This is a genomic window from Kineococcus anabasis (assembly GCF_054590795.1).
Genome location: NZ_BAAIHU010000009.1, coordinates 433,654 through 460,140, shown reverse-complemented (window position 1 = coordinate 460,140; position 26,487 = coordinate 433,654). Strand labels below are relative to the sequence as shown.

The 26,487-nt window shown below is 77.3% G+C and carries 26 protein-coding genes; 18 read left to right on the top strand and 8 right to left on the bottom strand.

From position 1 onward, the window contains the following. Nucleotides 1–300: 300 nt before the first annotated feature. Nucleotides 301–729: an Hsp20/alpha crystallin family protein gene (locus ACYQBY_RS16705; RefSeq protein WP_459644991.1), complete on the bottom strand. Its 429-nt coding sequence runs from the start codon at nt 727–729 to the stop codon at nt 301–303. Between the two features lie 144 nt (nt 730–873). After that, entirely contained in the window at nt 874–1,737 is an 864-nt protein-coding gene (locus ACYQBY_RS16700) for an HAD family hydrolase (RefSeq protein WP_459644990.1), read from the bottom strand. An 89-nt stretch (nt 1,738–1,826) separates the two neighbouring features. Between ACYQBY_RS16700 and ACYQBY_RS16695 the strand changes: the two genes are divergently transcribed. After that, nucleotides 1,827–2,975 carry a hypothetical protein gene (locus tag ACYQBY_RS16695; RefSeq protein WP_459644989.1) on the top strand — a complete coding sequence of 383 codons (1,149 nt, stop codon included), beginning with the start codon at nt 1,827–1,829 and terminating at the stop codon, nt 2,973–2,975. Between the two features lie 9 nt (nt 2,976–2,984). On the opposite strand, the gene ACYQBY_RS16690 is transcribed toward ACYQBY_RS16695, so the two are convergent. Next, nucleotides 2,985–4,307 carry a uracil-xanthine permease family protein gene (locus tag ACYQBY_RS16690; protein WP_459644988.1) on the bottom strand — a complete coding sequence of 441 codons (1,323 nt, stop codon included), beginning with the start codon at nt 4,305–4,307 and terminating at the stop codon, nt 2,985–2,987. 189 nt (nt 4,308–4,496) lie between these two features. Between ACYQBY_RS16690 and ACYQBY_RS16685 the strand changes: the two genes are divergently transcribed. The 6 genes from ACYQBY_RS16685 (at nt 4,497) to hemB (ending at nt 10,978) form a co-directional block, all read left to right on the top strand. Beyond that, the gene (locus ACYQBY_RS16685; protein WP_459644987.1) at nt 4,497–4,760 is read left to right on the top strand and encodes a glutaredoxin family protein; all 264 of its coding nucleotides are present in this window, start codon (nt 4,497–4,499) and stop codon (nt 4,758–4,760) included. 243 nt (nt 4,761–5,003) lie between these two features. Beyond that, a complete protein-coding gene (locus tag ACYQBY_RS16680) occupies nt 5,004–5,732 on the top strand; it encodes a redox-sensing transcriptional repressor Rex (RefSeq protein ID WP_459645117.1) in 729 nt (242 codons plus the stop codon). Beyond that, nucleotides 5,729–7,084: a glutamyl-tRNA reductase gene (locus ACYQBY_RS16675; RefSeq protein WP_459644986.1), complete on the top strand. Its 1,356-nt coding sequence runs from the start codon at nt 5,729–5,731 to the stop codon at nt 7,082–7,084. The genes ACYQBY_RS16680 and ACYQBY_RS16675 overlap by 4 nt, the downstream gene beginning before the upstream one ends. After that, a complete protein-coding gene (gene hemC, locus ACYQBY_RS16670; protein ID WP_459644985.1) occupies nt 7,081–8,124 on the top strand; it encodes a hydroxymethylbilane synthase in 1,044 nt (347 codons plus the stop codon). Before ACYQBY_RS16675 ends, hemC begins: the two co-directional genes overlap by 4 nt. Before the next feature lie 257 nt (nt 8,125–8,381). Further along, the gene (locus tag ACYQBY_RS16665) at nt 8,382–9,950 is read left to right on the top strand and encodes a bifunctional uroporphyrinogen-III C-methyltransferase/uroporphyrinogen-III synthase (RefSeq protein ID WP_459645116.1); all 1,569 of its coding nucleotides are present in this window, start codon (nt 8,382–8,384) and stop codon (nt 9,948–9,950) included. Then, on the top strand, nt 9,950–10,978 hold the full coding sequence (gene hemB / locus ACYQBY_RS16660; protein ID WP_459644984.1) for a porphobilinogen synthase: 1,029 nt from the start codon (nt 9,950–9,952) through the stop codon (nt 10,976–10,978). The genes ACYQBY_RS16665 and hemB overlap by 1 nt, the downstream gene beginning before the upstream one ends. A 334-nt stretch (nt 10,979–11,312) precedes the next feature. Here hemB and ACYQBY_RS16655 read toward each other — a convergent pair whose 3' ends face one another. Beyond that, the gene (locus tag ACYQBY_RS16655) at nt 11,313–11,855 is read right to left on the bottom strand and encodes a TetR/AcrR family transcriptional regulator (RefSeq protein ID WP_459644983.1); all 543 of its coding nucleotides are present in this window, start codon (nt 11,853–11,855) and stop codon (nt 11,313–11,315) included. 141 nt (nt 11,856–11,996) lie between these two features. On the opposite strand from ACYQBY_RS16655, the gene ACYQBY_RS16650 reads away from it, so the two are divergent. Next, nucleotides 11,997–12,422 (top strand): VOC family protein, encoded by a 426-nt coding sequence (locus ACYQBY_RS16650; RefSeq protein WP_459644982.1) that lies wholly within the window; start codon nt 11,997–11,999, stop codon nt 12,420–12,422. Nucleotides 12,423–12,439: 17 nt separating this feature from the next. On the opposite strand, the gene ACYQBY_RS16645 is transcribed toward ACYQBY_RS16650, so the two are convergent. Beyond that, on the bottom strand, nt 12,440–13,207 hold the full coding sequence (locus ACYQBY_RS16645) for a hypothetical protein (protein WP_459644981.1): 768 nt from the start codon (nt 13,205–13,207) through the stop codon (nt 12,440–12,442). Nucleotides 13,208–13,298: 91 nt separating this feature from the next. On the opposite strand from ACYQBY_RS16645, the gene ACYQBY_RS16640 reads away from it, so the two are divergent. After that, entirely contained in the window at nt 13,299–14,342 is a 1,044-nt protein-coding gene (locus tag ACYQBY_RS16640; RefSeq protein WP_459644980.1) for a Gfo/Idh/MocA family protein, read from the top strand. On the opposite strand, the gene ACYQBY_RS16635 is transcribed toward ACYQBY_RS16640, so the two are convergent. After that, a complete protein-coding gene (locus ACYQBY_RS16635) occupies nt 14,327–16,486 on the bottom strand; it encodes a putative bifunctional diguanylate cyclase/phosphodiesterase (RefSeq protein ID WP_459644979.1) in 2,160 nt (719 codons plus the stop codon). The two genes, ACYQBY_RS16640 and ACYQBY_RS16635, sit on opposite strands and share 16 nt — an antisense overlap. A 125-nt stretch (nt 16,487–16,611) precedes the next feature. Here ACYQBY_RS16635 and ACYQBY_RS16630 point away from each other — a divergent pair, with 125 nt between their 5' ends. The 9 genes from ACYQBY_RS16630 to ACYQBY_RS16590 all read left to right on the top strand — a co-directional run bounded on the left by ACYQBY_RS16630 (nt 16,612) and on the right by ACYQBY_RS16590 (nt 25,007). Beyond that, nucleotides 16,612–17,208, top strand: coding sequence for an AAA family ATPase (locus ACYQBY_RS16630; RefSeq protein ID WP_459644978.1), 597 nt, complete (start codon nt 16,612–16,614; stop codon nt 17,206–17,208). After that, nucleotides 17,205–18,509 (top strand): hypothetical protein, encoded by a 1,305-nt coding sequence (locus tag ACYQBY_RS16625; RefSeq protein ID WP_459644977.1) that lies wholly within the window; start codon nt 17,205–17,207, stop codon nt 18,507–18,509. Before ACYQBY_RS16630 ends, ACYQBY_RS16625 begins: the two co-directional genes overlap by 4 nt. A gap of 73 nt (nt 18,510–18,582) precedes the next feature. Further along, complete coding sequence (gene hemL, locus ACYQBY_RS16620; RefSeq protein ID WP_459644976.1) at nt 18,583–19,935, top strand: glutamate-1-semialdehyde 2,1-aminomutase; 1,353 nt, start codon at nt 18,583–18,585, stop codon at nt 19,933–19,935. Then, a complete protein-coding gene (locus ACYQBY_RS16615) occupies nt 19,932–20,579 on the top strand; it encodes a histidine phosphatase family protein (protein WP_459644975.1) in 648 nt (215 codons plus the stop codon). Before hemL ends, ACYQBY_RS16615 begins: the two co-directional genes overlap by 4 nt. Beyond that, nucleotides 20,579–21,163 (top strand): TlpA disulfide reductase family protein, encoded by a 585-nt coding sequence (locus ACYQBY_RS16610; RefSeq protein ID WP_459645115.1) that lies wholly within the window; start codon nt 20,579–20,581, stop codon nt 21,161–21,163. Before ACYQBY_RS16615 ends, ACYQBY_RS16610 begins: the two co-directional genes overlap by 1 nt. Continuing rightward, nucleotides 21,163–21,906, top strand: coding sequence for a cytochrome c biogenesis CcdA family protein (locus ACYQBY_RS16605; RefSeq protein WP_459645114.1), 744 nt, complete (start codon nt 21,163–21,165; stop codon nt 21,904–21,906). The genes ACYQBY_RS16610 and ACYQBY_RS16605 overlap by 1 nt, the downstream gene beginning before the upstream one ends. 1 nt (nt 21,907) lies before the next feature. Next, nucleotides 21,908–23,683 carry a cytochrome c biogenesis protein ResB gene (resB, locus tag ACYQBY_RS16600; protein WP_459644974.1) on the top strand — a complete coding sequence of 592 codons (1,776 nt, stop codon included), beginning with the start codon at nt 21,908–21,910 and terminating at the stop codon, nt 23,681–23,683. Then, nucleotides 23,680–24,681 carry a c-type cytochrome biogenesis protein CcsB gene (gene ccsB, locus ACYQBY_RS16595; RefSeq protein WP_459644973.1) on the top strand — a complete coding sequence of 334 codons (1,002 nt, stop codon included), beginning with the start codon at nt 23,680–23,682 and terminating at the stop codon, nt 24,679–24,681. Before resB ends, ccsB begins: the two co-directional genes overlap by 4 nt. Before the next feature lie 2 nt (nt 24,682–24,683). After that, a complete protein-coding gene (locus ACYQBY_RS16590; protein WP_459644972.1) occupies nt 24,684–25,007 on the top strand; it encodes a DUF4229 domain-containing protein in 324 nt (107 codons plus the stop codon). Between the two features lie 78 nt (nt 25,008–25,085). On the opposite strand, the gene ACYQBY_RS16585 is transcribed toward ACYQBY_RS16590, so the two are convergent. Both ACYQBY_RS16585 and ACYQBY_RS16580 read right to left on the bottom strand, forming a co-directional pair. Then, nucleotides 25,086–25,391: a hypothetical protein gene (locus tag ACYQBY_RS16585; RefSeq protein WP_459644971.1), complete on the bottom strand. Its 306-nt coding sequence runs from the start codon at nt 25,389–25,391 to the stop codon at nt 25,086–25,088. 237 nt (nt 25,392–25,628) lie between these two features. Continuing rightward, nucleotides 25,629–26,480, bottom strand: a complete 852-nt coding sequence (locus ACYQBY_RS16580; protein WP_459645113.1) for a 1,4-dihydroxy-2-naphthoate polyprenyltransferase — start codon at nt 26,478–26,480, stop codon at nt 25,629–25,631. Nucleotides 26,481–26,487 lie beyond the last annotated feature (7 nt).

Below are 26,487 nucleotides of genomic sequence, written 5' to 3'. Positions count from 1 at the left end.
GCGCGTGCCGCCAGACGTCCGCCGCCCCGCGGGGGGACGGCGTGCCCGGAGCGGGCCTCCCCGGCGGCGGCCGGGTCCGCCCGGCGGCCGGCGGGTGTGCCCGGTGGCGCCGGGCGCCCCCGGTACCGGTGTTCCGGCTCCCGCCCCGACCCGGCCTCGAGCTCCAGCCACAGCTCGAACAGCGCCCAGGCCCCCGCCTCCTCGGGTGCGGCCTCCGGGACCGTCCCCGGGGCCGCGCCCGGTGCGGGCGGGGCCGCGGGGAGGTCCGGGAGGACGACGTCGACCGTCACCGCCGGCACCTCAGCGGGAGATGGCCAGCTGCTGGTCGTCCTGGGCCTGCGTCTGGATCTGGATGCGGCGGGGCTTGGCCTTCTCGGCGACCGGGATGTGCAGGCTCAGCACGCCGTTGCGGTAGCCGGCCTGGATCCGCTCGGTGTCGAGGTTGTCGCCGAGGATCAGCTGACGGCTGAAGACACCCCGCGGGCGCTCGGCCGCGACCATCTCGGCGGTGCCCTCGTGCACGGGCCGCTGTGCCTTGACGGTCAGCACGTTGCGCTCGACGTCCAGCTCGACCGAGTCCGGGTCCACCCCCGGCAGGTCGAACTCCACCACGAACTCGTCACCCGTCCGCCAGGCGTCCATCGGCATCACCGCCGGGCGGGCCGACGTGCCGAGGAACTGCTGCGTGAGACGGTCCAGCTCACGGAACGGGTCGGTGCGCATCAACATCACCACCACCTCCGGAACACGAAAGGAGATGCGCGTCGAGGTCACCACCGGAACCCTCCGCGGTTCCGGCGCACTCCCAGGTTTAGCACTCCCGCGCATCGAGTGCAAGGGGAAGTTCGGTGCAGCGCAACAGGTCTGCCGGTGTCAGCGGGTCCGCCGGACGAGGGCCGCGGCACCGGCCGCCGCCGCCCCGCCCGCCAGCACCAGACCCGCGCGGACACCGGCCCGCGCCACCCGGCGCCACACGCGGAACTCGTGCACCGGCCAGCCGTGCGCCCGCGCGTGCGCCCGCAGCGCGTGGTCCGGGTTCACCACCACGGGGGTGCCCACGAGGGAGAGCAGGGGCAGGTCGTTCGCGGAGTCGCTGTAGGCGGCGCAGCGCGCCAGGTCCAGCCCCTCCCGCCGCGCCAGCAGCCGCACCGCCTCGGCCTTCGCCGCGCCGTGCACCGGCTCGCCCACCAGGTGCCCGGTGTAGACGCCGTCCACGCTCTGGGCCACCGTGCCCACCGCGCCCGTGAGGTCCAGGCGGTGGGCGATGACGTCCGCGACCTCCACCGGCGCGGCCGTCACCAGCCACACGGGCTCGCCGCGCTCGCGGTGCCCGCGAGCCAGGGCCTGCGTGCCGGGCCAGACGCGGGCGGCGACGTACTCGTCGTACAGCTCCTCGCCGATCGCGCGGATCTCCGCGACCTCGCGGCCGGCCACGAACGCCAGGCCCAGCTCCCGCGCCTCCACGAGGTGGCGCAGGTTCTCCCCGTGCAGCGCGAAGTGCAGCGCCCGGCGGCCCCAGAAGCGCAGGTCCTTCGCGGTGAAGAACCTGCGCGCGTGCAGGGCCCGGGCCAGCAGGAACAGCGACGCACCGCGGATCATGGTGTTGTCGAGGTCGAAGAACGCCGCGGCCCGCTGCGGCCCGCTGCTGCCCGTGGCCTCCAGGGCGGCGGGCAGCGCACCGGCCGGCGCGGGCGCCGGCGCGGTGGGAGGGGGCTGCTCCCCCGTCGGCCCCGGCATGGTCAGCATCGTAGGACCGCCGCCCCGCACGGGTGCGGTCGCGGGCGCGCGGCAGGACGCCCGGCGCGGCGGCACCTAGCCTCGAGGGCGTGCCACCGCAGCCCGCGCCGCCGCCCTTCTCGGACCTGAGGGTGCTGGCCCGCCTGCCCGCGGTGGAGCTGCTGACCGGCCGGGACGGCGCCGGTGCCCCGGTGACGGTGGCGGTGCTCTCACCCGCGGCCTCCGCCGACCCCGCCGCCCGCCGGGCGCTGGTGCACGCCGCCGGCGGCGGTGGCGTCCCGGTGCCGCCGGGCCTGCCGCGGCTGTGCGCGGCGGACCTGCACACCTTCCGGCCGTGGGTCGCCTCGTACCTGCCGCCGGAGGACCCCTCCTGGCAGGCGCTGGTGGCGTCCCTGCCCGCGGGCCCGTCGGCCGCCGCGGTTCCCGGTGCGGTGCCCGGTGGCGGCCGGGGGGCGCAGCCGTGGGCGCCCGGCCCGCGCTCCCGCCGCGGCCCGGCCACCGCCACGATCGTCGCCGTCGTGGCCGCCGCCGTCGCGGGCCTGGCGCTGCTCGCCGGCGGCGGTCTCGTCCTCGTCTCGGCCGTGCGCGAGCAGCTCGCCGCGGCGGGCTCGCCCGCCGACCCGTTCCCGCCGCAGCGCCCCGCGCCCCCCGACGCCGCACCCCCGGACCCCGCGCCGTCGGACCCCGCGGCCCCGGGCCCCGGCGCCGTCCCCTGGCCCGGCCCGGCCGGGGAGCCGGAGCTGCGGGAGCAGCCGGTGCGGACCCTCGTGGGCCCCTCCTACGAGGAGGGCGAGGAGACGTGGACGATGGCCTTCGAGGGTTTCCCGTTCGCCTTCCGCACCCCCGCCTCCTGGGGCTGCGTCGCCACGGACCAGACCGCCGCCCCCGACGCGCGGGGCTGGGTGTGCATCGACGAGCAGAACCCCGGCGACCGCCAGCGCGTCAACATCCGGCTGCGGCCCTGCCCCGCCCCCTGCGGCCCCGGGGAGCGCCGGGACCTGGACGAGGCGTGGTTCGACGAGCCGGCCGACGCCCACCCCGCCGACGAGCGCACCACCTGGGACGAGGACCCGCCCGTGCGGCAGGAGGGGGACTACGCCCTCGACGTGAGCCGGTACTTCGGGGACGCCCCCGGCGGCCCGCCGCGCTGGCAGCTGGGGGTGTACGTCTCCTCCCCGCCGCAGACCCGCGAGGAGGTCCAGAAGGTCCTCAACGACATCGTCACCCAGACCCCCTGAGGGCCGACCTCAGGCGGCACCCGCCGAACCCCCGGCCGTTCCCCGCACCCGCCCCAGCCACGTCATCAGGTGGTACACGGCGATCGCCGCGAACGTGCCCAGCGCGATGCCCTCGAACGCCAGCCCGCCCGGGGACCACGAGAAGTTCGCGATCCCCACCACCAGCGCCACCCCGGCCGTCGTCAGCGCCACCGGGTCGGAGAAGTCCACCCGCGCCTGCACCCAGATCCGCGCGCCCAGCACCCCGATCATCCCGTAGAGGACGGTGGTGGCCCCGCCCAGCACCCCCACCGGCACCGCCGCGACCAGCGCACCGAACTTCGGGCACAGGCTCAGCAGCACCGCGGTGCCCGCCGCCACCGCGTACGCGGCGCTGGAGTAGACGCGCGTGGCGGCCATCACCCCGATGTTCTCCGCGTACGTCGTCGTGCCCGACCCCCCGCCCAGGCCCGCCAGCGCCGTCGCCGCCCCGTCCGCGGCCAGCGCCCGGCCCACCAGCGGGTCCAGGTCCTGCCCGGTCATCGCCGCCACCGACTTCACGTGCCCGATGTTCTCCGCGACCAGCACCAGCACCACCGGCAGGAACAGGCCCAGCACCGCCACGTCGAAGCGCGGGGCGGTGAAGTCCGGCAGGCCGACCCAGGCCGCCTCGCGCACCGCGGTCAGGTCCCCCTCCCCGCGCAGCGCCGCGACCGCGCAGCCCACCAGGACCCCCAGCAGGATCGCCAGTCGCCCCAGCAGCCCCCGGAACAGCACCGTCGCCAGGACGATCGCCAACAGCGTCACCAGCGCCGTCACCGGTGCCTTCGCGAAGGAGTCCTTCGCCACCGGCGCCAGGTTCAGCCCGATGAGCGCCACGATCGCGCCCGTCACCACCGGCGGCATCAGCACGTCCAGCCAGCGCGTGCCCGCCCGGTGCACCACCAGGCCCACCAGCGCCAGCGCCAGGCCGGTCACCACCACCCCGCCGAGCGCCGCCGCCTGCCCGCCGGTCGCGCTCGCCGCGGTGATCGGCGCGATGAACGCGAAGCTGGACCCCAGGTAGCTCGGCAGCCGCCCGCGGGTCAGCAGCAGGAACAGCGCGGTGCCCACCCCGGAGAAGAACAGGGTGGTCGCCGGGTCCAGCCCCGTGAGCACCGGCACCAGGAACGTGGCGCCGAACATCGCCACGACGTGCTGCGCCCCCACCGCGGCGGTGCGCGGCCAGGTCAGGCGCTCGCGCGGGCCCACCACCTCGCCGGGGGAGACCGTGCGGCCGTCCCCGTGCAGCGCCCAGCCCCGGCCTGCACCCCCCGTGTGCTCGCCGGTCGTGGTGCGCTGGTCCCCGGACACGCTGCCGTCCTCCCCGCCGCTCCCGCGGGAGGGCCCGGCGCGGACCCGGACGACCGGCGGGCGGCTCCGTCGCGCACCGTAGTGGCTGACCGCCGCACGCCCCGGTGTCCCCGGCGGCGCGTCGGGCGCGACGGCACCGCCGCGGTGGGGGAGGCTGGCCCGCGGGTCGCCGGGAGCGGGGAGGACGTCGTGGCCGCGGAGCGCATCGTGCTCGTCGGGCGAGCGGGCTGCCACCTGTGCGAGGACGCCCGCGCGGTCGTGGCCCAGGTCGCCGCGGAGACCGGTGCGACGTGGCGGGAGGCCGACGTGGACGCCGACGAGGACCTGCACCGCCGCTACACCGACCTCGTGCCCGTGGTCCTCCTCGACGGCGCCGAGCACGACTTCGGCCGGGTCGACGCCGCCCGGCTGCGCTCGGCGCTCGCCGGGGGCCGGTGGTGGCGCAGACGCTGATCTCCTCCCCGCCCCACAACTTTGTGCGTGCGTTCACAAACGCTTAGGCTGGCTGCGCTCGACTGCCCCGGAAGCACCAGTGCCACCACCCCCGCGACACGAGGACGCCACGATCCGGTGAACGACGACGACGCGACGGTCGACCCGTCCGGCGGGCCGCGTCCCGCGACGGGCGCCCCCGGAACGCGCGGGACGTCCGAGCAGGCGGGGGAGGACGCGGCGCGCGGGGTCCCCGAGGCCACCGTGGCCCGCCTCCCGCAGTACCTGCGCGCCCTGACCGCCCTGGCCGAGCGCGGCACCGAGACCGTCTCCTCCGAGGCGCTCGCCACCGCCGCCGGTGTCGGCTCGGCCAAGCTGCGCAAAGACCTCTCCCACCTCGGCAGCTACGGCACCCGCGGCGTCGGGTACGAGGTCAGCCGCCTCGTGCGGCAGATCTCCGCGCACCTGGGCCTCACCCAGCACTGGAACGTCGTCATCGTCGGCATCGGCAACCTCGGCCACGCCCTCGCCGGGTACGGCGGCTTCGCCTCCCGCGGCTTCAGCGTGGTGGGCCTGTTCGACGACTCCCCGGCCGTCGTGGGCGAGCGCGTCAACGGCCTCGTCGTGCGCCCCCTGGCCGAGCTGGAGCGGGCCGTGGAGGCCGACCGCCCGACCATCGCGGTGCTGGCGGTGCCCGCCTCCGTCGCCCAGCAGGTCTGCGACCGGCTCGTCGGGGCGGGCGTGACCAGCGTCCTGAACTTCGCGCCCGTGGTCCTGCACGTCCCGGAGGGGGTGCACGTGCGCAAGGTCGACCTCGCCTCGGAGCTGCAGATCCTCGCGTTCCACGAGCAGCGCAGGGCCGCGTCCGGCAGGCCCGCGCCCGGGGCCTCCGCGGCCGAGCGGACCGTCGCCGACGCCGAGCGCGCCGTCGCGGACGCCGCCGTCAGCGCCGCGCTCGACGTGGCCCTGCCCGCCGGCGGGGTGGGCCGGTGAGCCTCCTCGTCGTGGGCCTGTCCCACCGCACCGCCTCCCTCGACGTCCTGGAGCGCGCCGCCCTGGACGCCGCCTCGGCCCGCGCGCTGGTCGCCGAGCTCGTCGACGGCCCGCACGTCTCCGAGGCCGTCGTGCTCTCCACCTGCAACCGGGTGGAGATCCACTGCGACGTCACCCGCTTCCACGGCGGTGTCGCCGACGTCGGGGCCGCCCTGTGCCGCCGGATCGGCGCCCCGCTGGAGGTCCTCGGCGACCAGCTCTACGTCCACTACGAGGACGCCGCCGTCGAGCACCTGTTCTCCGTGGCGTGCGGGCTGGACTCGATGGCCGTGGGGGAGAGCCAGATCCTCGGCCAGCTGCGCCTCGCGCTGCGCGAGCTGCAGGCCGACGGCGGCGCCGGCGGTGCGCTGGACGCCCTGCTCCAGCAGGCCCTGCGGGTCGGCAAGCGCGCCCACTCCGAGACGGGGCTGGACGCGGCCGGCGGCTCCCTCGTGGAGGCCTCCCTGCGGCGGGCCGGGGACGTCCTGGGGGACCTGGCGTCCGCGCGGGCCCTCGTCGTCGGCGCCGGCGCGATGAGCGCGCTCGTCGCCACCACCCTGCACCGCGCCGGGGTCGGGGAGCGCAGCGGCGGCCTCGTCGTGGCCAACCGCACCGCCGAGCGCGCCGTGCGCCTGGCCACCGCCGTCGCCGGGCGCGCCACCGACCTCGCGGACCTCGCCGGCGAGGTCGCCGCCGCCGACCTCGTCGTCTCCTGCACCGGCTCCGTCGGCCACGTCCTGGACGCCGCGACGGTCTCGGCGGCCCTGGGCGCCCGCGCCGGGCGCCCCCTGGTGCTCGTCGACCTCGCCCTGCCGCGCGACGTGGACCCCGCCGTCGCCGACCTGCCCGGTGTGGTCCTGGTCGGCCTGGAGGTCCTCGGCGCGGACCTGGCCGGCGCCGACGCCGGGGCGGACCTGCGGGCCGTCCGCCAGATCGTGGCCGGGGAGGTCGCGGCCTGGACGGCCGCGCGCCGCGCCGCGGAGGTCGCCCCCACCGTCGTCGCGCTGCGCGCCCAGGCCCGGCACGTCGCGGAGGTGGAGCTGCGCCGCCTGGAGCAGCGCACCCGCGGCCTGGACCCCGCGCTGCGCGCGGAGGTGGAGCGCACCGTCCACCGCATCGTCGACAAGCTCCTGCACACCCCCACCGTGCGGGTGAAGGAGCTGGCGGAGGAGCCGCAGGGCGCGGAGTACGCCGCGGCGCTGCGGACGCTGTTCGACCTCGACCTCGACGTCACCGCCGCCGCGCGCGTGGGCGAGACCCCGCTCAGCGGCACCGTCGCCGGTGCCGTCGGCCACGTGGGCGGTGCCGCGTGAGCGCACCCCCCACGACCCTGCGCCTGGGCACCCGGCGCAGCGCCCTGGCCACCACCCAGAGCGGCCACGTCGCGGACCTCGTCACCGCGCGCGGCCGCGACGTCGAGCTCGTGCTCGTCACCACCCACGGGGACGTCTCCACCGCGCCGCTGACCAGCATCGGCGGCACGGGCGTCTTCGTCTCCGCGCTGCGCGACGCGCTCGTGGCGGGGAGCGTGGAGCTGGCCGTGCACTCCCTCAAGGACCTGCCCACCGCCCCGCCCGACGGCCTCGTCGTGGCGGCGGTGCCCCCGCGGGAGGACCCCCGCGACGTGCTCGTCGCCGCGGGCGGGCGCACCCTCGCGCAGCTGCCGCCCGGCGCGCGCGTGGGCACCGGCTCGCCCCGGCGGCGGGCGCTGCTGCTGGACGCGCGCCCGGACCTGGACGTCGTCGCCGTGCGCGGCAACGTGGACACCCGCCTGGGCATGGTCTCCGGTGGGGAGCTGGACGCCGTGGTGCTCGCCGCGGCGGGCCTGAGCCGGCTCGGCAGGCTGGGCGAGGCGAGCGAGCTGCTGGACCCGCGGACCTTCGTGCCCGCCCCCGGCCAGGGGGCGCTCGCGGTGGAGTGCCGTGCCGCCGACGAGTCGGTGCTGGCGGTGCTGCGGGAGCTGGACGATCCGGCCACCCGCGTCGCGGTGAGCGCGGAGCGCGCGCTGCTGGCGGCGCTGGAGGCGGGCTGCTCGGCGCCCGTCGGCGCGTACGCGCGCGTCCTGCCCGGCGACGGCGCGGGTTCCGGCGAGGTCGTGGAGCTGCTCGCCGCGGTCGCCGTCGAGGGCGGCACCGTGCTGCGCGAGCGCGCCCGGCTCGACCTGTCCGGGGACCCCTCCGGCGCACCGGCGCTCGCCGCCGGTCTCGGGCGGGACCTCGCCGCCCGCCTGCTGCCCCACCTGGCCCGCGGCCACCCGGTCGCCGCCGACCGCAGAACCCAGGGCCGTGGGCCGGGCGCCGCTCCCGGTCCCGACCGCCCCCGTGCCCAGTCCGACAGGGAGAGTGGCTCGTGAGCCCCACCGTGAAGACCCCGAACGCCGTGGCGACCGCCGAGGGCGGCGACGGCCTCACCGTCAGCGAGGTGAGGCTCGTGCCCGGCCCGGCGTCGCCACGTCCGGCGGCGGTCCCGGACCTCGCCCTGGAGGAGGCGCACCCGGCCGCCGCGCCGCCGCAGGCCGCCGCGGCGGAGGTCCCGGCGCAGCCGCACGCGGCTCCCGCCGCCCCGGGTGGGCAGGGCGCGACGGCACCCGGCCGCAGCGCCCTCGGGCAGGTGTCGTTCGTCGGCGCCGGCCCCGGCGACCCCGGGCTGCTCACCGTCCGCGCCACCGAGCTGCTCGGCGAGGCGGACGTGGTGGTGCTGGACACCGGCTCCCGCGAGGAGGTCGTGCGCCGCTACGCCCGCGAGCAGGTGCAGCTCGTCGACGCCGGCCGCGGTGACGACGGCCGCCCGCTGGCCCGCGCCGCCCGCGCCCGCCTCGTCGTCCGCGCCGCCAAGGGCGGCTGCCGGGTCGTGCGGCTGCTCGACGGCGACACCACCACCTTCACGGGCATCGCCGACGAGATCGCCGCCTGCCGCAAGGCCGGGGTGCCCTTCGACCTCGTGCCGGGCGTCTCCGCGATCAGCGCCGTGCCCGCCTACGCCGGCGTCCCCGTCACCTCCGCCGACACCAGCAGCCTGCACGTCGTGGACGCCGGCGGGCGCGTGGACTGGTCGGCGCACGTGCGGCCGGAGTCCACGGTCGTCCTGCTCGGGGACCGGCAGGAGCTCGCCACCGCCGCAGCGGGGCTGCTGGAGGCCGGCCGCGCCGCCACCACCCCCGCCGCGCTCACCACCCAGGGCACCACCACCACGCAGGCCACCACCACCACCACGCTGGCCGGCCTGGCCGCGGCCGCCGCCGCGCAGGAGGCCGACGTGCCGGTGATGGCGGTCGTCGGGGACGTGGTGGACCTACGCGAGCAGGCGTCCTGGTACGAGACGAAGCCGCTGTTCGGCTGGCGGGTGCTGGTGCCGCGCACCAAGCAGCAGGCCGGCAGCGTCACCACCCGCCTGGCGGGGTACGGCGCCACGAGCGACGTCGTCCCGACCATCTCGGTGGAGCCGCCGCGCACGCCGCAGCAGATGGAGAAGGCCGTCAAGGGCCTGGTCACCGGCCGGTACGAGTGGATCGGCTTCACCAGCGTCAACGCGGTGCGCGCGGTGCGGGAGAAGTTCACCGAGTTCGGCCTGGACGCGCGGGCGTTCTCCGGGCTGAAGGTCGCCGCCGTGGGCGGGGTGACGGCCGCGGCCCTGCGCGAGTGGGGCATCGAGCCGGACCTGGTGCCCGAGGGCGAGCAGTCCGCCACGGGCCTGCTGGAGGCGTGGCCCCCCTACGACGAGGTGCTCGACCCCATCAACCGGGTCCTGCTGCCGCGGGCGGACATCGCCACCGACACCCTCGTGGCGGGCCTGCAGGAGGCCGGCTGGGAGGTCGACGACGTCACCGCGTACCGCACGGTGCGGGCCGCGCCGCCCGCCGCGCCGGTGCGCGACGCCATCAAGTCCGGCGCGTTCGACGCGGTGGTGTTCACCTCCTCCTCCACGGTGCGCAACCTCGTCGGCATCGCGGGCAAGCCGCACCCGTCCACGGTGGTGGCCTGCATCGGGCCGCAGACCGCGAAGACCGCCGAGGAGCACGGCCTGCGCGTGGACGTCCTGGCTCCCGAGCCCAACGCCGACGCGGTCGTCGACGCCCTCGCCGCGTTCGGGGCGGGGCTGCGGCAGAACGCGATCGACGCGGGGGAGGCGCCGCTGCGGCCGAGCCAGCGCCGGGGCGGGGCCCGGCGGCGGGCCCGCTGATGACGGCCCCCGCCGGTCCGGGTGCCCTGCCGGGGGGCGCGGGGTTCCGCGGTCCGCTGGCGGTGCGCCCGCGCAGGCTGCGCTCCAGCGCGGCGCTGCGCCGGCTCGTCACGGACGTGCGGCTGCACCCCTCGGACCTGGTGCTGCCGCTGTTCGTGCGGGAGGGGATCGCCGAGCCGCAGCCGGTCCGGTCCATGCCCGGCGTCGTGCAGCACACCCGCGCCTCCCTGCTGCGGGTGGCGCGGGAGGCCGTCGACGCGGGTGTCGGCGGGCTCATGCTGTTCGGGGTGCCCGAGCGGCGCGACGCGGTCGGATCGGGGGCCGACGACCCGGACGGGATCCTCAACGTCGCGCTGCGGGACCTGCGCGACGCGCTCGGCGAGGACACCGTCCTGATGGCCGACACCTGCCTCGACGAGTTCACCGACCACGGCCACTGCGGGGTGCTGAACGCCCGCGGACTGGTCGACAACGACGCCACGCTGGACCGCTACGCCGCGATGGCGCTGGCGCAGGCCGCTGCGGGCGCCCACCTGCTGGGGCCCAGCGGGATGATGGACGGGCAGGTCGGGCACCTGCGGGCCGTGCTGGACGCCGGCGGCTACGCGGGGACGGGGATGCTGGCGTACGCGGTGAAGTACGCCTCGGCGTTCTACGGGCCCTTCCGCGAGGCCGTGGACTCCCAGCTGACCGGGGACCGGCGCACGTACCAGCAGGACCCCGCGGCGAACGTCGCGGAGGCGCTGCGGGAGGTCCGCCTGGACCTGGCCGAGGGCGCGGACCTGGTCATGGTGAAGCCGGGGCTGCCGTACCTGGACGTGGTGCGCGCCGTGGCGGACGTCGCGGACGTGCCGGTCGCGGCGTACCAGGTGTCGGGGGAGTACGCGATGGTCGAGTTCGCGGCGGCGGCCGGTGCGATCGACCGGGAGCGGGCGGCGCTGGAGAGCCTGCTGGCGCTGCGCCGGGCGGGTGCGCAGGTGGTCCTGACGTACTGGGCGCTGGAGGCCGCGCGGCACTGGCTGGGCTGACGCCCGCACGCAGCGTTCCCCGTCGCCCTCTTTCCTGCCGTCCCCGGGTCCTGCCGTCCCCGGTTCCTGCCGTCCCCGGTTCCTGCCGTCCCCGGGTCCTGCCGTCCCCGGTTCCGGGTGGGGCTCGGGCTCCTCATCCCGCCCTTCTCCGGGTTCGGGCGCGTTTGAACGACGTCTCCGCGCCCGAACCCGGAGAAGGGCGGAGGGAGCGGGTGTCTGCGCGCCCGAACCCGGAGAAGGGCGGAAGGGAGGGGGTGTCTGCGCGCCCGAACCCGGAGATGGGCGGGGGGGAGGGGGTGTCTGCGCGCCCGAACCCGGAGAAGGGCGGGGGCGCTCAGGCCCGCAGGGCGGTGACGAGGCGGGTGAGGACCTCCCCGGCCTCGGCGAGGGCGGCCGCGGGGTCCTCGGCGGCGGCGGTCCACAGGGCTGCCTCGTTGAGCGCGCCGGAGAGCAGGGCCGCCGCGGCGTCGGGCGAGCGGACGGTGAGCCGGCCGGCGGCAGCGAGCTCGCGCATCGCGCCGGTGAGCAGCCGGGCGGAGTTCTCGGCGTCGTGGCGGCGCCACACGTCCCAGCCGAGGACGGCGGGGGCGTCCACGAGCACGATCCGCCGCGCGCCGGCGGTGGAGCTGGCGGTCAGGAAGGCGCGGCAGCCGGCCTCCAGCGCCCGCCACGGGTCGCTCTCCTGCGCGGCGGCCTGCTCGACGGCCGCGGCGACGGTGCGCTGGACGTCGGCGAGGACGGCCTCGAACACCCCGAGGCGGCTGGCGTAGTGGTGGTAGACGGCGCCGCGGGTGACGCCCGCCGCAGCGGCGACCTCTTCCAGGCCGACGGCGGCGTAGCCGCGGGTGGCGAACAGCTCGCGTGCGGTGGCGAGCACGCGGGCCGCGGTCTCCTCGCTCTGCGCCCTCGACGCCCGTGGCACCGCCCCTCCCCGATCCCGTGGATCCCACCCTGGCTTTTACATACAGACTGTACGTATCGTGGTGCCGACCGCCACCCGCGAGGAACGGAGCCGACCGTGGCCCTCACCAGCGTCTACCCCGTCCTGCTCAGCGACGACGTCCCCACCGCCGCGGAGTTCTACCGCACCCACCTCGGCTTCGAGCCGGTGTTCACGTCCGACTGGTACGTCAGCCTCCGCCGCGACTCCTGGGAGCTCGCCCTCGTCGACGCCCAGCACCCCACCGTGCCCGGGTGCGCCCGCCGCCCCACCGCCGGCCTGCTCCTCAACCTCGAGGTCGACGACGTGGACGCCGAGTACCGCCGCCTCGTCCTCGACGGCCCGCTCGAGGCCGTCCTGCCGCTGCGCACCGAGCCCTTCGGGCAGCGGCACTTCATCGTCGCCGCACCGGAGGGCGTCCTCGTCGACGTCATCACCCCCGTGGACCCCGCGCCGGAGTTCGCGGCGGCGTTCGCGGCGGGGCCCGCGGCCGGGAACCCCTGACCCCCGGGGCGGTGACCTCAGGCGGGGCCGAGCAGGTCGTACGCCTCGGGGGTCACCAGCTCCTCCAGCACGTCCCAGCTCACCGTGTACTCCCGCACGCCGTGCCCGCCGAGCTGGAAGTCCTGGAACGAGACGGCCATCCCCTCCGGCGTCGTCTGCCAGGCGCCCCAGTTCTCCGGGTCCGGCGCGAGCCCGGCCGCCTCGACGTCCTCACCGCGCTCGCCGGCGAGGCGCTCGACCTCCATCGCCAGCGTCGACAGCGCGGAGCCCTCGTCCTGGAACAGCTCGCCGAGGGTGATCGGGGAGCCGTCGTCCGCGCGCAGCGCCACGGTGCGCACCGAGCCGGTGGGGTGCGCGGTGCCCTCCGTGAAGTCGGTGAGCCCGTAGCGCACCTGCACGGTGCGCCCGTCGTCCGTGGTGACCGTGCCGGTGCCCTCCAGCCGCCGGGGCGCATCGCCCGCCCGCACGCTCGCGCGGGCCTCGTCGACGGCGTGCTGCGCGGAGGTCCGCACCCGGCGGTCCACCTCCGCGGGCCGGCCGGGGAACCGGGGGACCCGCACGTCCCAGGTGAAGGAGCCGGCCGAGCCGCGCAGGGACGTGGTCGTCGCGGCAGGCGCGGGGGTGCCGGTGGTCCCGGGGGTGCCGGTCGGGGTCGGGGTCGCGGTGGCGGTCGGGGTGGCGGGGGCCGTCACCGTCACGGTCTCCGCCGGCACCGCCCCGGGACCCTGACCGCACCCGGCGAGCACGCACGCCAGGGCCACCACCGCGAGGCGTCGTCCGTCCACGGGCGCACGCTAGTGCGCCCGGCCCGCGGTTTCCGGGAGTTCGGCGGATCCGCTCCCGGACCGGTCGCGGCGGGAGGGGATCATGTGCGCCATGACGACTCCCGAGAGCGCTCCCGCGACCACCGACCCCTACGCCGGCCGCCCGGTCCGCTGGGGCATCGCCGCCACGGGCGGGATCGCCTCCAGCTTCGCCGCGGACCTGCCGCTGGTGGGGGGCAGCGAGCTGGTCGCCGTCGGCTCGCGCAGCGCCGCGCGCGCCGCGGAGTTCGCGGCGAGCGTCCCGCGCCGCGACGGTGCACCCGCCCCCCGCGCCCACGGCAGCTACGCGGAGCTGTTCGCCGACCCCGACGTGGACGTCGTCTACGTCGCCACCCCGCACGCCCAGCACCACGAGGTGGCGCTCGCGGCGGTCGAGGCCGGCAAGCACGTCCTGGTGGAGAAGGCGTTCACCCTCACCGGCGGGCAGGCCCGCGAGGTCGTGGCCGCGGCGCGGGCGCGCGGGGTGTTCGCCTGCGAGGCGATGTGGGCGCGCTGGCAGCCGGGGGTGGTGCGCCTGCGGGAGCTGCTGGCCGCCGGGGAGATCGGCGAGGTGCGGCACGTGAGCGCCTCGTTCGGCTTCCCCCTGCCGTTCGACCCGGCCCACCGGCTGCTCGACCCGGCACAGGGCGGTGGGGCCCTGCTGGACCTGGGCGTCTACCCGCTCTCGTTCGCCTCGATGGTGCTCGGGGTGCCGCAGGAGGTCCGCGCGACGGGGACGGTGGGGAGCACGGGGGTCGACGAGGCCGTCGCGTTCACCGCCGCCCACCCCGGCGGGGGCCTCTCCACGGGGCTGGCCACGCTGCAGGCGTCCGTCCCGGCGGCCGCCGTGGTGGCCGGGACCCGCGGGCGCGTCGTGGTGGAGGAGCTGTTCTTCCGGCCCTCCAGGCTGCGGGTGGAGCGCTCGGGGCAGGACGCGGAGGTCCTGGAGTTCACCTGGGAGGGCAGCGGCTACCAGTTCGAGGCCGCCGAGGTGGAGCGCTGCCTGCGGGCCGGGCTCGCGGAGAGCCCGGCGATGCCGCTGGAGGAGACCGTGGCGCTCATGGAGGCGATGGACGCGATCCGCCACCAGGTCGGGGTGCGCTACCCCGGGGAGTGAGCGGCCGCCCCGCCGGTGGTCAGCAGCGTCTCCAGCTCCCCGGCGGGCATCGGCCTGCCCAGCAGGAAGCCCTGGGCGTGGGCGCAGCCCAGGCCCGTCACGGCCTCCAGCTGCGCGCGGGTCTCCACGCCCTCGGCGATGCTGCGGATGTCGAGGCGCCGGGAGAGCTGCGCCAGGGCGTGCACCACGGCGCTGGCACCCTCCGCGGGCAGCCCCACGACGAGGGAGCGGTCCAGCTTGAGGGTGTCGAAGGGCAGCTGCTGCAGCCACGCGATGGCCGTCTGCCCGGCCCCGAAGTCGTCCAGGCTCACGTGCACCCCCGACTCGCGCAGCCGGTGCAGGGTGCGGACGAGGGCCGGCTGGTCGTGCGCGAGCAGCCGCTCGGACACCTCCAGCTCGATGCCGTCGGCGGCGGGCCCGAGCTCGGCGAGCAGGTCCTCCACGTCCCCGGCGAAACCGGCCTCGTGGAGCTGGCGCCCGGCGACGTTGAGGCTGACGCGGGGGGCGCCGGGGACCTGCCGCTGCCAGCGCGCGGCCTGCTCGAACCCGGTGCGCAGCACCCAGCGGCCGATCTCGACGATGAGGCCGGTCTCCTCCGCGACGGGCAGGAACTCCCCGGGCTGGACCAGCCGCCCGTCCGGCTGCTGCCAGCGCAGCAGCGCCTCGACGTGGCTCGTGCGCCCGTCGCGCAGGTCGATGATCGGCTGGTAGTGCAGGCACAGCTCGTCACCGGCGAGGGCGCGGCGCAGGCTGGCCTCGGTGTCCAGCCGGTGCCGCCACTGCTGGCGCATGCGGGGGGTGAAGGCCTCCACGCGGGCCCGGCCGGCGCGCTTGGCCTCGAACAGCGCCGCGTCGGCCTCGGACAGCGCGTCGGGTGCGGTGCTGCCGGGGTGCAGCACGGTCACGCCCATCGAGGTGGTGACCGCGGCCGCCCGCCCGTGCAGGTGGTAGTCGCCGTGCAGGGCGTGCTGCAGCCGCTCGGCGACGGTGAGGGCGTCGCTCTCGTTCTCCAGGTCCTCGCAGAGCACGACGAACTCGTCGCCGCCGAAGCGGGTGACGACGTCGCTGGGGCGCAGCGCACCGCGCAGCCGCTGGGCGACGTCCCGGATCAGCGCGTCGCCGGCGTCGTGGCCGAGGCTGTCGTTGACGACCCCGAAGTGGTCCACGTCGCAGAACAGCAGGGCGCTGGCGTGGTCGGCGCGGTGGGTGCGGGCGATGGCGCGGGTGAGCAGCTCGTCGAGGAACTGCCGGTTGGGCAGGCCCGTGAGGGGGTCGTGCAGGGCCTCGTGGGCCAGCCGGCGCTCCAGCGCGCGGTGCTCGGTGACGTCGCGCCAGTTGGCGAGGACCCCGGCCACGGAGGGCTCGTCGAGGCGGTTGCTCAGCTGTGCCTCGATCCAGCGCGGCTCCCCGGTGGCCGTGAGGACCTGCAGCTCGACGGTGGTGACGGTCTCCGGGCCGGCGGCCAGGACGGTGGCGAAGGCCCCGTCGGCGGTGGGGTGCTGGTCGGGCACGACGAGGTCCCGGTAGTGCCTGCCGGTCGCGGACCCGGCGGGGTGGCCGAGGATCCGCTCGAAGGACGGGCTGACGTAGGTGGTGCGGCCCGCGGCGTCGAACACCGCGACGACGTCGGTGGCGTGCTCGACGAGGGCGCGGTAGCGCCGCTCGCCGGCGGCCAGCGCCTGCCGGGCGTGCTCGCGGGCGGTGACGTCGTGGAAGAGGAGCACGAGCAGGCCGTCCGCGCCGCAGGCCTCGACCTCGAAGTCGTGCTCGTCGACGGCGGGGTGGCCGGGGGAGGCGAGGCGCACGCGGCCGGAGCGGGTGGTGCCGGTGGCGAGCGCCTCGCGGTAGAGGGGGTGCAGGTCGCCGGAGCGTCCCGCCTGGGCGGGGAACACCTCGTGCAGGCGGCGGCCGAGGAGGGAGCCGACGGGCAGCTGGGCGCGGGAGGCGGCGTTCTCGTGGACGACCTCGAAGTCGGTGGTGGGGCTGCCGGGCTCGACGGGGCGGCAGACGAGCAGCGCGGTGCTGCTGCGGGCGGTGGCGGCGAGCACGGCGGCCGCCACGTCGGGGCCGGGATCCACGCCGGGACCCACGCCGGTGCCGGTGCCGGTGCCGGGGTCCGGGTCGGGGAGCCGGGTCGCCGTCACCGCTCCTCCCCGTCCACGCCGCCACGTTACGTCATCTTCATGTGACTCTGCGGAATCGAGTGGGGGTCCGCGGTGGTCCGGGCGCGGAGGTGGTGCTCCACGGCCCGATGCGCGAGGCTCGTGCCGTGAACCGACCTGCGGTGGCGCCCGGGACCGTCGTGCTGCTGGCCGGGCCCTCGGGGTCGGGCAGGTCCACCCTCGCCACCCGCTGGTGCGCCACCCGCGAGGTCGCCGCCCACGTCCGCGTCGCCGACGTCTGGGGCCTGCTGTGCTCCGGCCGGGTCGACGCCCGGGACGTGCGCGACCCCCGCCAGCCTGTGCAGTGGCTCGCCGCCGTGCGCGCCACCTGCGCCCTCGTGCGCTCCCTCGCCACCTCCGGGCTCGACGTGGCCGTCGACGACGTGCTGCGGCCCAGCGACGCCCGCGGCCTCTGGGAGCCGGAGCTGCGCGGCCTGGGCGTGCGGCTCGTCACCGTGCTGCCCTCCCTCAGCACCTGCCTGGAGCGCGGCGCCGCCCGGGCGCGCGCGGGCGGGGAGGACGTGCCGGAGGCCGTGGTGCGGCTGCAGTACGAGGCCTCCCGGCGCTGGGAGTCCGAGCGGCAGCTCGACACCACCGGGCAGGACGTCGAGCACAGCCTCGCGGCGCTGCTCGCCCTGCTGGCGGACCCCGCCTCGGCCTGGCTGGAGCCGGCCTCGGCCTCGCTGGAGCCGGACGGGACGTGAGGGCGCGCACGTCGGCGGCGTGGGGGAGCGCGGCCGTCCTCCTCGCCGCGCTCGCCGTGTCGCTGTGGCGCAGCACCTCCCTGGTCCTGGCGCAGGTGGCGGCCGGGCAGCCGGAGAGCCCCGGGCAGTACGTCCAGGGCTGGCCGCTGTCGCAGTACTGGCTGGACCACGGGGACGGGTTCGTGCGCCGCGCCCTGCCCGGGGAGCTGCTGGCGCGGGCCACCGGGGGCGTGCCGACCCTGGAGCAGGCGCAGCGGACGGGCCTGGGGCTGACGCTCGCCGGTGCCGCCGGGGTCCTCGTCCTGGTGGCGCTGCTGGTGGCCGCGGCCAGGGGCGCGTGGCGGCGCGCGGCGCTGGCCGCGGTCCTGCTCACCTCGCCGCTGACGCTGTCCCTGCCCGCGCGCGACCTCGGCCGCTACGACGCCGTGGCGCTGGTGGCCCTGCCGCTGCTGGCCCTGCTGCCGTGGCGGCGCGGGCGCGCCGGGGCGTGGGGGTCGGCCGCCGTGGCCGGGGTGGTGGTGGCGGCCGCCGCGGGCAGCCAGGAGTTCCTCGTCGCGGTGCTCGCCCCCGTCGTGGTCCTCGGGCTGCTCCGCGCGCCGCTGCCGCGGGCCGCGCGCGCCGCCGCCGCGCTCGTCGCGCTCGGGCCGGGGCTGGCCGTGGCGGGAGCCAGCGCGCGGCTGCCGGTGCCGCCGGGTGCGGTGGCGGGCGCGGTGGCCGAGGGGGAGCGCGCCGGGGCGTTCCTCGGGGCGGTCAACGCGGTCACCGTGATCGGGCAGCCGTGGGACGCGCAGGTGCAGATGGTGCGCGGCCTGCACCCGGCCACCGTCGCGCTGAGCCTGCTGGTGCTCGGCGGCCTCGCGGTGCTCACCGGCCTGCTCGCCTGGGTCCTCACGGGGCGCCGCCGCGGCCGGGCGGCCCTGGCGGCGGGGGCGTGCTGCGCGGCGGTGGCCCTGGCGCTGGGCGCCGTCGGGGTGGACCACCGCCGCTGGTGGATGCTGGGGCTGCTGGCGTTCCTGGCGTGCCTGGTCCGCCTCGTGCGCGACGCCGCCGGGAGCCCCGCCGGGACCCGGGGGGCCGCGCCGGGGCTGCGGCTGCAGGCGGCCGCGGTGCTGCTCGCGGTGGCGGGCCTGCCCGTGCAGGACGCGCCGCTGTACCCGCGGTGGGACCCGGGCGTGCCGGGCACCACCGCCGCGCAGGACGCCGCCGACGGCCTGTCGGTGCCGCGCGCGGCGCTGCACCACCTGCTCGGGGAGGGCCCGGCGCACCCCCTGTTCGGCCGGGGCCTGCTGCGCGGCGCGTGAGACTGGACACACGCACCGTCGCAGGGTCCCCCGGGCGCGCCCGCACACCCCGCGGCTTGCGACACTGGAGGACGTGAGCGCCGCGCCGCACGTGCCCCCCGCCGAGGTCTACCCGTCGTCCGCGCCCGCCTCCGAGGCGCTGTTCGAGCGGGCCGGGCGCGTCATCCCCGGCGGCGTCAACTCGCCCGTGCGCGCGTTCCGGGCCGTCGGCGGCACCCCCCGCTTCGTCGCCGGCGCCTCCGGGCCGTACCTGCGCGACGCCGACGGGCGCGAGTACGTCGACCTCGTCTGCTCCTGGGGCCCGATGATCCTGGGCCACGCCCACCCCGACGTGCTCGCCGCCGTGACGGCCGCGGCCGCCGGCGGCTTCTCCTACGGCACCCCCACCGAGCGGGAGGTGGTGCTCGCCGAGGAGATCGTCGCGCGCGTGGAGCCGGTGGAGATGCTGCGCCTGGTGAACTCCGGCACCGAGGCCACGATGAGCGCCCTGCGCCTGGCGCGCGGGTTCACCGGCCGCCCCGCGGTGGTGAAGTTCGCCGGGCACTACCACGGCCACGTCGACGCGCTGCTCGCCTCCGCCGGCTCCGGCCTGGCGACGTTCGCGCTGCCCGACACCCCCGGTGTGCCCGCGGCCGTGGCCGCCGACACCCTCGTCCTGCCCTACAACGACGTCGAGGCGCTGGAGGCGGTGTTCGCCGCCCACGGCGAGCGCATCGCGTGCGTCGTGACGGAGGCCGCCGCGGGCAACATGGGCGTCGTGCCGCCCGCGCCCGGCTTCACCGCCGCGCTGCGCCGGGTCACCCGCGAGCACGGCGCGCTGCTGATCTCCGACGAGGTCATGACGGGCTTCCGGGTCTCCGCGGCCGGCTGGTACGGCCACGAGGGCCTGGGCCGCGAGCACGCCCCCGACCTGATGACGTTCGGCAAGGTCATGGGCGGCGGCTTCCCCGCCGCGGCCTTCGGCGGGCGCGCCGACGTCATGGCGCACCTGGCCCCGGCCGGGCCCGTCTACCAGGCGGGCACCCTGTCGGGGAACCCCGTGGCCACCGCCGCGGGCCTGGCCACGCTGCGGGTGTGCACCCCCGAGGTGTACGCGGCGGTCGACCGGGCCGCGGACGTCGTCGCCCGCGGTGCCTCCGACGCGCTGGCGGCGGCCGGTGTGCCGCACCTGCTGTCCCGGGCGGGCAGCATGTTCAGCGTGTTCTTCACCACCCGCGACGAGGTCGCCGACTACGACGGCGCAAAGCAGCAGGACCTCGCGGCGTTCCGGGCCTTCTTCCACACCATGCTGGAGCGCGGGGTGCACCTGCCGCCCAGCGCGTTCGAGGCGTGGTTCCTCTCCGCCTCGCACGACGACGCCGCGCTCGACCGCGTCCTCGACGCCCTGCCGCACGCCGCGCGCGCCGCCGCCGGGAGTCTCGCGTGAGCGCCGCGCCGACGACCACCGTCCACCTCGTCCGCCACGGGGAGGTCCACAACCCCGACGGCGTGCTCTACGGGCGCCTGCCCGGCTTCCGGCTCTCCGAGCGCGGCCGGGCGATGGCCGAGCGCCTCGGGGAGCACTTCGCCTCCCGGGACGTCGCCAGCGTCACCGCCTCGCCGCTGCAGCGCGCGCAGGAGACCGCCACCCCCATCGCCGCCGCCCACGGCCTGCCCCTCGGCACGGACGAGCGGGTCCTGGAGGCGGAGAACTCCTTCCAGGGCAAGGTCCTCGGGCAGGGCTTCACGGCGTTCCGCGACCCCCGCACCTGGCTGGTGCTGTGGAACCCGCTGCGCCCCTCGTGGGGCGAGTCGTACTCCCGGCAGGTGCGGCGGATGACCGCCGCGGTGCGCGACGCCCGCGACGCCGTGCCCGGCCGCGAGGCGGTCCTCGTCAGCCACCAGCTGCCGATCTGGGTGACGCGCTGCACCGCCGAGGGCCGCAGGCTCTGGCACGACCCGCGCCGGCGGGAGTGCGCGCTGGCGTCGGTGACGTCCCTGCGCTTCGAGGGGCAGCGGCTGGCCGGCGTGTCCTACTCCGAGCCGTGCGCCGACCTGCTGCCCGCCGCCCCGCAGGTGCCGGGGGCGTGATGCACCGACCCGCCCGCCGCCCCCTCCTCCGCCTCGCCCGCGCCCTGGCCGCCGCCGTCCTGCTCGCCGGCTGCGGCGGTGACGACCTGCCGCCCGCGGGGTACGCCGCCGCCGGTGAGGCGGTCGTGGAGCGCGCGCCGGGCGAGCGCGGGGAGCCCCTGGAGCTGTCGGGCACCAGCGCCGAGGGCGAGCGGGTCGACCTCGCGGACCTGCGCGGCTCCGTCGTCGTGCTGAACACCTGGTACGCCGACTGCCCGCCCTGCCAGAAGGAGGCCCCGGTGCTGGCCGCGGCGGCCCGGGAGCACGCCGACGAGGGCGTCCGCTTCGTCGGCGTCAACGTCCGCAACGACAGCGCCGAGGCGATCGCCGCGTTCCAGGACGGCCACGGCATCGACTACCCGAGCATCCGCGACGGGGACGGCAGCGCCCAGCTCGCCCTGCGCGGCGTCGCGCCGAACGCCACCCCCTCCACGCTCGTGCTGGACACCGCCGGGCGGGTCGCGGCGGTCGTGGCCGGCGAGGTGGAGGGGTCCACCCTCACCGCCCTGCTCGCCACGGTGCTGGCCGAGGGGGCCGGGGCGTGATCGGGGAGCTGCAGGCCACCGTCCTGACCGGCTCGCTGGCCCTGGCGCTGCCCGTGGCGCTGCTCGCGGGGCTGGTCTCCTTCCTCTCCCCGTGCGTGCTGCCCCTGGTGCCGGGGTTCCTCGGCTACGTCAGCGGCATGTCGGGCGTGGACCTGGAGCAGCAGCGCCGCGGCCGGCTGGTGGCCGGTGCCGCGCTGTTCGTGGCGGGGTTCTCCGCCGTGTACGTGCTCATGGGCTGGAGCTTCGGGGCCGTCGGCGGGGTGCTGGCGGCCCACCAGTGGGCGCTGCGCCGGGTGCTGGGCGTCCTCGTCGTCGCGATGGGCGTGCTGTTCCTCACCGCGCCCACCTGGGCGCAGCGCGACGTGCGCTTCCGCTGGCGCCCGCGCGCGGGCCTGCTCGGCGCGCCGCTGCTGGGGGCGGTGTTCGGGTTCGGGTGGCTGCCGTGCTCCGGGCCCGTGCTGGCCTCGATCGGCCTGCTGTCCGTGGACAGCGGCACGGCCGGGCGCGGTGCCGCCCTGGCGGTGGCGTACTCCGCGGGCCTGGGGGTGCCGTTCCTGCTGGTGGCGCTGGCCTTCGCGCGGGGCATGCGCGCCCTCGACGTGCTGCGCCGGCACCGCTTGGCCGTCAACCGCGCCGGCGGTGCGCTGCTCGTCGTGGTCGGCCTGCTGCTGGTGACCGGCACGTTCGACGCCGCCACCGGCTCCCTGCAGGGCTGGATCGGCTCCTTCGAGACGGTGATCTGAGGTGGGACCGGCCAGAGCCGACGCCACCCACCTGGACCGGCTGGGCGCGGACACCGCCGCGGAGACCGAGCCCGCCGCCGGCGAGCCCCGCGCGCTGGGCCCGGGGGAGCTGCTGCGCTTCGCGTGGCGGCAGCTGACGAGCATGCGCACCGCGCTATTCCTGCTGATGCTGCTGGCGGTGGCGGCGGTGCCCGGCTCGCTGTTCCCCCAGCGCGGCATCGACCCCGTCGCGGTGCGCGCCTACCTCGCCGAGCACGAGAGCGCCGGGCCGTGGCTGGACCGGCTGCAGGTGTTCGACGTGTACTCCTCGGTCTGGTTCTCCGCGATCTACCTGCTGCTGTTCGTCTCCCTCGTGGGCTGCGTGCTGCCGCGGGCCAGGGTGCACTGGCGCGCCGTGCGGGCCCGCCCGCCGCGCACCCCCGCGCGGCTGGCGAAGCTGCCCGAGCACCGGGAGCTCGCGCTGCCCGGCGCGCCGGGCGAGGTGGCCGCCGCGGCGCGGGAGGTGCTGCGCGGGGCCCGCTACCGGGTGGACGTGCGCGACGACGGCGCCGGCGTCGAGGTCGCCGCGGAGCGCGGGCACCACCGCGAGAGCGGCAACCTGCTCTTCCACCTCTCCCTCGTGGGGCTGCTGGTGTCCGTGGCGTCCGGCTCCCTGCTCGGCTACGAGGGCCAGCGCCTCGTCGTGGAGGAGGAGACGTTCGTCGGTGCGGGCACCGCGTTCGACTCCTTCTCCTCCGGCCCGTGGGCCGGCCGGGACGACGTGCCGCCGTTCTCCCTGCGCCTGGACGACATGCGCGTGCGGTTCGAGGCCCGCCAGACCAGCCAGATCGGCCAGCCCCGCCAGTTCGAGGCGGACGTGACGTTCACCCCCGCCCCCGGGGAGCCCCCGCGCCGGCAGACCGTGCGGGTCAACCAGCCCGTGGAGGAGGACGGGGTGCAGATCTCCCTGTCCGGGAACGGCTACGCGCCCGTCCTGACCTTCCGCGACGGGCAGGGCCGGGTCGTGAAGACGGGTGCGGTGCCGTTCCTGCCGCAGAACGCCAACTACGACTCCCGCGGCGTGCTGAAGGTCCCCGACGCGCGCGACGCCGCCGGGGAGCCGGTGCAGCTCGGCTTCCAGGGCGTGTTCCTGCCCACGATGACGACCGGCGCGGACGGCGTCGCGGTCTCCGGCTTCCCCGACGCCGCCAACCCCTTCCTCGCCCTCGTCGCCTACACCGGCGACCTGGGCCTGCGCGACGGCGTGCCGGAGTCCGTGTACGTCCTCGACCTCGGCGCGATGAACGCCGTGCGCGGGGAGGACGGCCGCCCGCTGCCGCTGCGCCTGACCCCCGGGCAGAGCGCCACCCTGCCCGACGGGCTGGGCACCCTCACCTTCGAGGGCGTGCGCCGCTTCGCCTCCTTCGACGTGCGGCACACCCCCGGCCAGCGGGCCGCGCTGACGTTCTCGCTGCTGGCGACCCTCGGGCTGACGGCGTCGCTGTTCCTGCCCCGCCGCCGCGTGTGGCTGCGGGTGCGCCCCGTGGCCGGCGGGATGGCCGGCGGGGTGGGCGGCTCGGCGCTGAAGGTCGCGGGTCTGGCGCGCGGCAACGACGCCGGCCTCGGCGCGGAGGTCGACGCCGTCGTGGACCGCCTCCGCGCACGGCTGGGGGACGATGGGACGGCACACCCCCCGACAGGTCCCACGACAGGCCCCACGACAGGCTCCACGACAGGCTCCACGACGGATTACCCAACGGGTTCCGCACCAACGGCAGGCAGCAGGGAGACGACGTGACCGTCGACGAGAACCTCGCAGGGCTCAGCAACGTCCTGCTCTACGGCGCCATGACGGCCTACCTGGTCTCGCTCGTGGCGTTCGCCATGGACCTCGCCGACGGGCAGCGCACCGCCAAGGGCGAGGCCGCCCGGCAGGCCCGCCTGGCGAAGGAGGCGCAGCGCACCGGCGGCTCCGTCGCCCTCGCCCCGCCCGCCCCGCCCGTCCGGGGCCGGCGCCGCTCCGCCGCCATCGCCACCTCGGTGCTCGCCGCGGCGTTCGTGCTGCACCTGGCCTCGGTGCTGGCCCGCGGTGTCTCCGTGGGCCGCGTGCCGTGGGGCAACATGTTCGAGTTCGCCGTGACCGGCGCCGTCGTCGTCACCGGCGTGTACCTCGCGGCGCTCGTGCAGGCCCGCCGCAGCGGCATCGGCGGCGGCCGGGACCTGCGCTACCTCGGCACCTTCGTCGTCGGTCCCGTCCTGCTCACCCTCGGGCTGGCGCTGCGCACCTTCTACGTCGAGGCCGCCGAGCTCGTCCCCGCCCTGGACAGCTACTGGCTGATCATCCACGTGGCCGTCGCGTTCCTCGCCAGCGCGCTGTTCACCATCGGCTTCTCCACCACGGTGCTCCAGCTCGTGCAGGACTCCCGGGAGACGAGGCGCCGGGAGGGCCGCACCGTCGGCGCCTCCTTCATGGACGCGATGCCGAGCGCGCAGGAGCTGGAGCGCACCTCCGCCCGCCTGCACGCCGTGGCGTTCGTGCTCTGGACGTTCACCCTCATCGCCGGCGCCATCTGGGCGCAGAAGGCGTGGAGCCGCTACTGGGGCTGGGACGCCAAGGAGGTGTGGACGTTCGTCATCTGGGTCGTCTACGCCACCTACCTGCACGCCCGCGCCACCCGCGGCTGGGACGGGCGCCCCGCCGCGTACCTGTCGATGGTGGGCTTCGCCTGCCTCATCGCGAACTTCACCCTGGTGAACCTCGTGTTCGACGGCCTGCACTCCTACGCGGGGGTGTGAGCGTGAGCCGCCAGGGTGTCAGCCCCTACCTGAAGTACACCGTCCTGCGCCTGAGCGTCTTCGTCCTCGCCCTCGTGGTCCTCACGTGGGCGGGGGCCCGCAGCTGGCTGGCCCTCGGGCTGGCCGCCGTCATCTCCGTGCTGCTGTCCCTGGTGCTGCTGCGCCGCCAGCGCGAGGAGATGGCCGCCGACATCCAGCGGCGCATCGAGGCGCGCACCTCCGCGCCGCGCCCGAGCCGCTTCGGCAAGGCGTACGACGCCGACAACGACGCCGAGGACGCCGAGGTCCGCGGGGACGGCACGCACCGGGACGGCACCCAGCGCTGACGCGGGGGTGCCGACCGGGGTGCTCGCCGTGGTTGCCGGCCGCTCCAGCGGTGCCGGTCGCTCCAGGGGTGCCGGTCGCTACAGGGTGGCGCGCAGGCGCACGGAGCGCATGAGCTCCGGGTGCTCCTCGTGCAGCCGGGCGAGGTCGATGACCTCCGGCAGCTCCCCGCGCGGGGCGCCGATGGCAGCACCGCCGCCCGCCGAGACGACCAGGTGCTCCAGGGTGCGGCGGACGAACAGCGGCTCCTCCACGGGGCCCAGACCGAGCTCCGCGAGCAGGTCGGGGTCGCACAGCACCGTGTGCTCGGTGCTCGTGCCGTCGGACAGGGTCGCGGTGGCGGCGTAGCGGTGCTCGCCGGCCGCGCGGACGTCGAGTGCGCTCATGGGCGCCGATGCTAGGACGGCGGAGCGCTCCCGGCAGCCGGAGAGCGCTTGCGACACGCCCCCCGCGCCCGTCCCGCGCCCGTCCCGCGCCCGTCCCGCGCCCGTCCCGCGCCCGTCCCGCGCCCGCCCATCTCCGGGTTTCGGCGTCCAGCAATCGGTTTCCGGTCGCCCGAACCCGGAGATGGGCGGGCTGGGGGAGGGTGCCGGTCGCCCGAACCCGGAGATGGGCGGGCTGGGTCAGGACACCGCCAGGCCCACGCCCAGCAGCACCCCCACCGCCAGCTCGAGCAGCCCCGTGCCCTGCAGCACCGGCACCAGGTCCCGGCCCGCGGCGCCGCCCAGGACCGTCCGCACGGGCCGCACCGCCAGGGGCGCCGCGAGCAGCACCAGCGCCGCCGCCGGGTGCACCACCGCCGGCGCCAGGGCCGCCGCGAAGCCCACCCCGACGAGCCCCGCGAACAGCGCCCTCGTCCGCGCCGCGCCGAGGCGCACCGCCAGGGTCCGCTTGCCCGCGACCTCGTCGGTGGGCACGTCGCGCAGGTTGTTCGCCACGAGGATCGCGCAGGCCAGCGCCCCCACCGACACCGCCGCCGCCAGCGCCGGCCAGCTCGCGCGCCCCGCCTGCGTGTACGTCGTGCCCAGCACGGCCACCAGGCCGAAGAAGACGAACACGAAGACCTCGCCGAGCCCGGCGTAGCCGTAGGGGCGCCTGCCGCCGGTGTAGAACCAGGCCGCGAGGATGCTCGCGGCGCCCACCGCCAGCAGCCACCACGCCTGCGACCACGCCACCAGCGCCAGGCCCGCCGCCCCCGCCACGGCGAAGGCCGCGAACGCCGCGCGCCGCACCGCCCGCGGCTCGGCGGCCCCGGAGCCCACGAGCCGGAACGGACCGACCCGGTCGGCGTCGGTGCCGCGGATGCCGTCGGAGTAGTCGTTGGCGTAGTTCACGCCCACCTGCAGCGCCAGGGACACCGCCAGCGCCAGCAGCGCTCGCCCGGCGTGCGCCCCGCCGAGGGCGGCGGCCGCGCCCGTGCCGGCGGCGACGGGTGCCAGCGCGGCGGGCAGGGTGCGCGGGCGGGCACCGGCCAGCCACTGC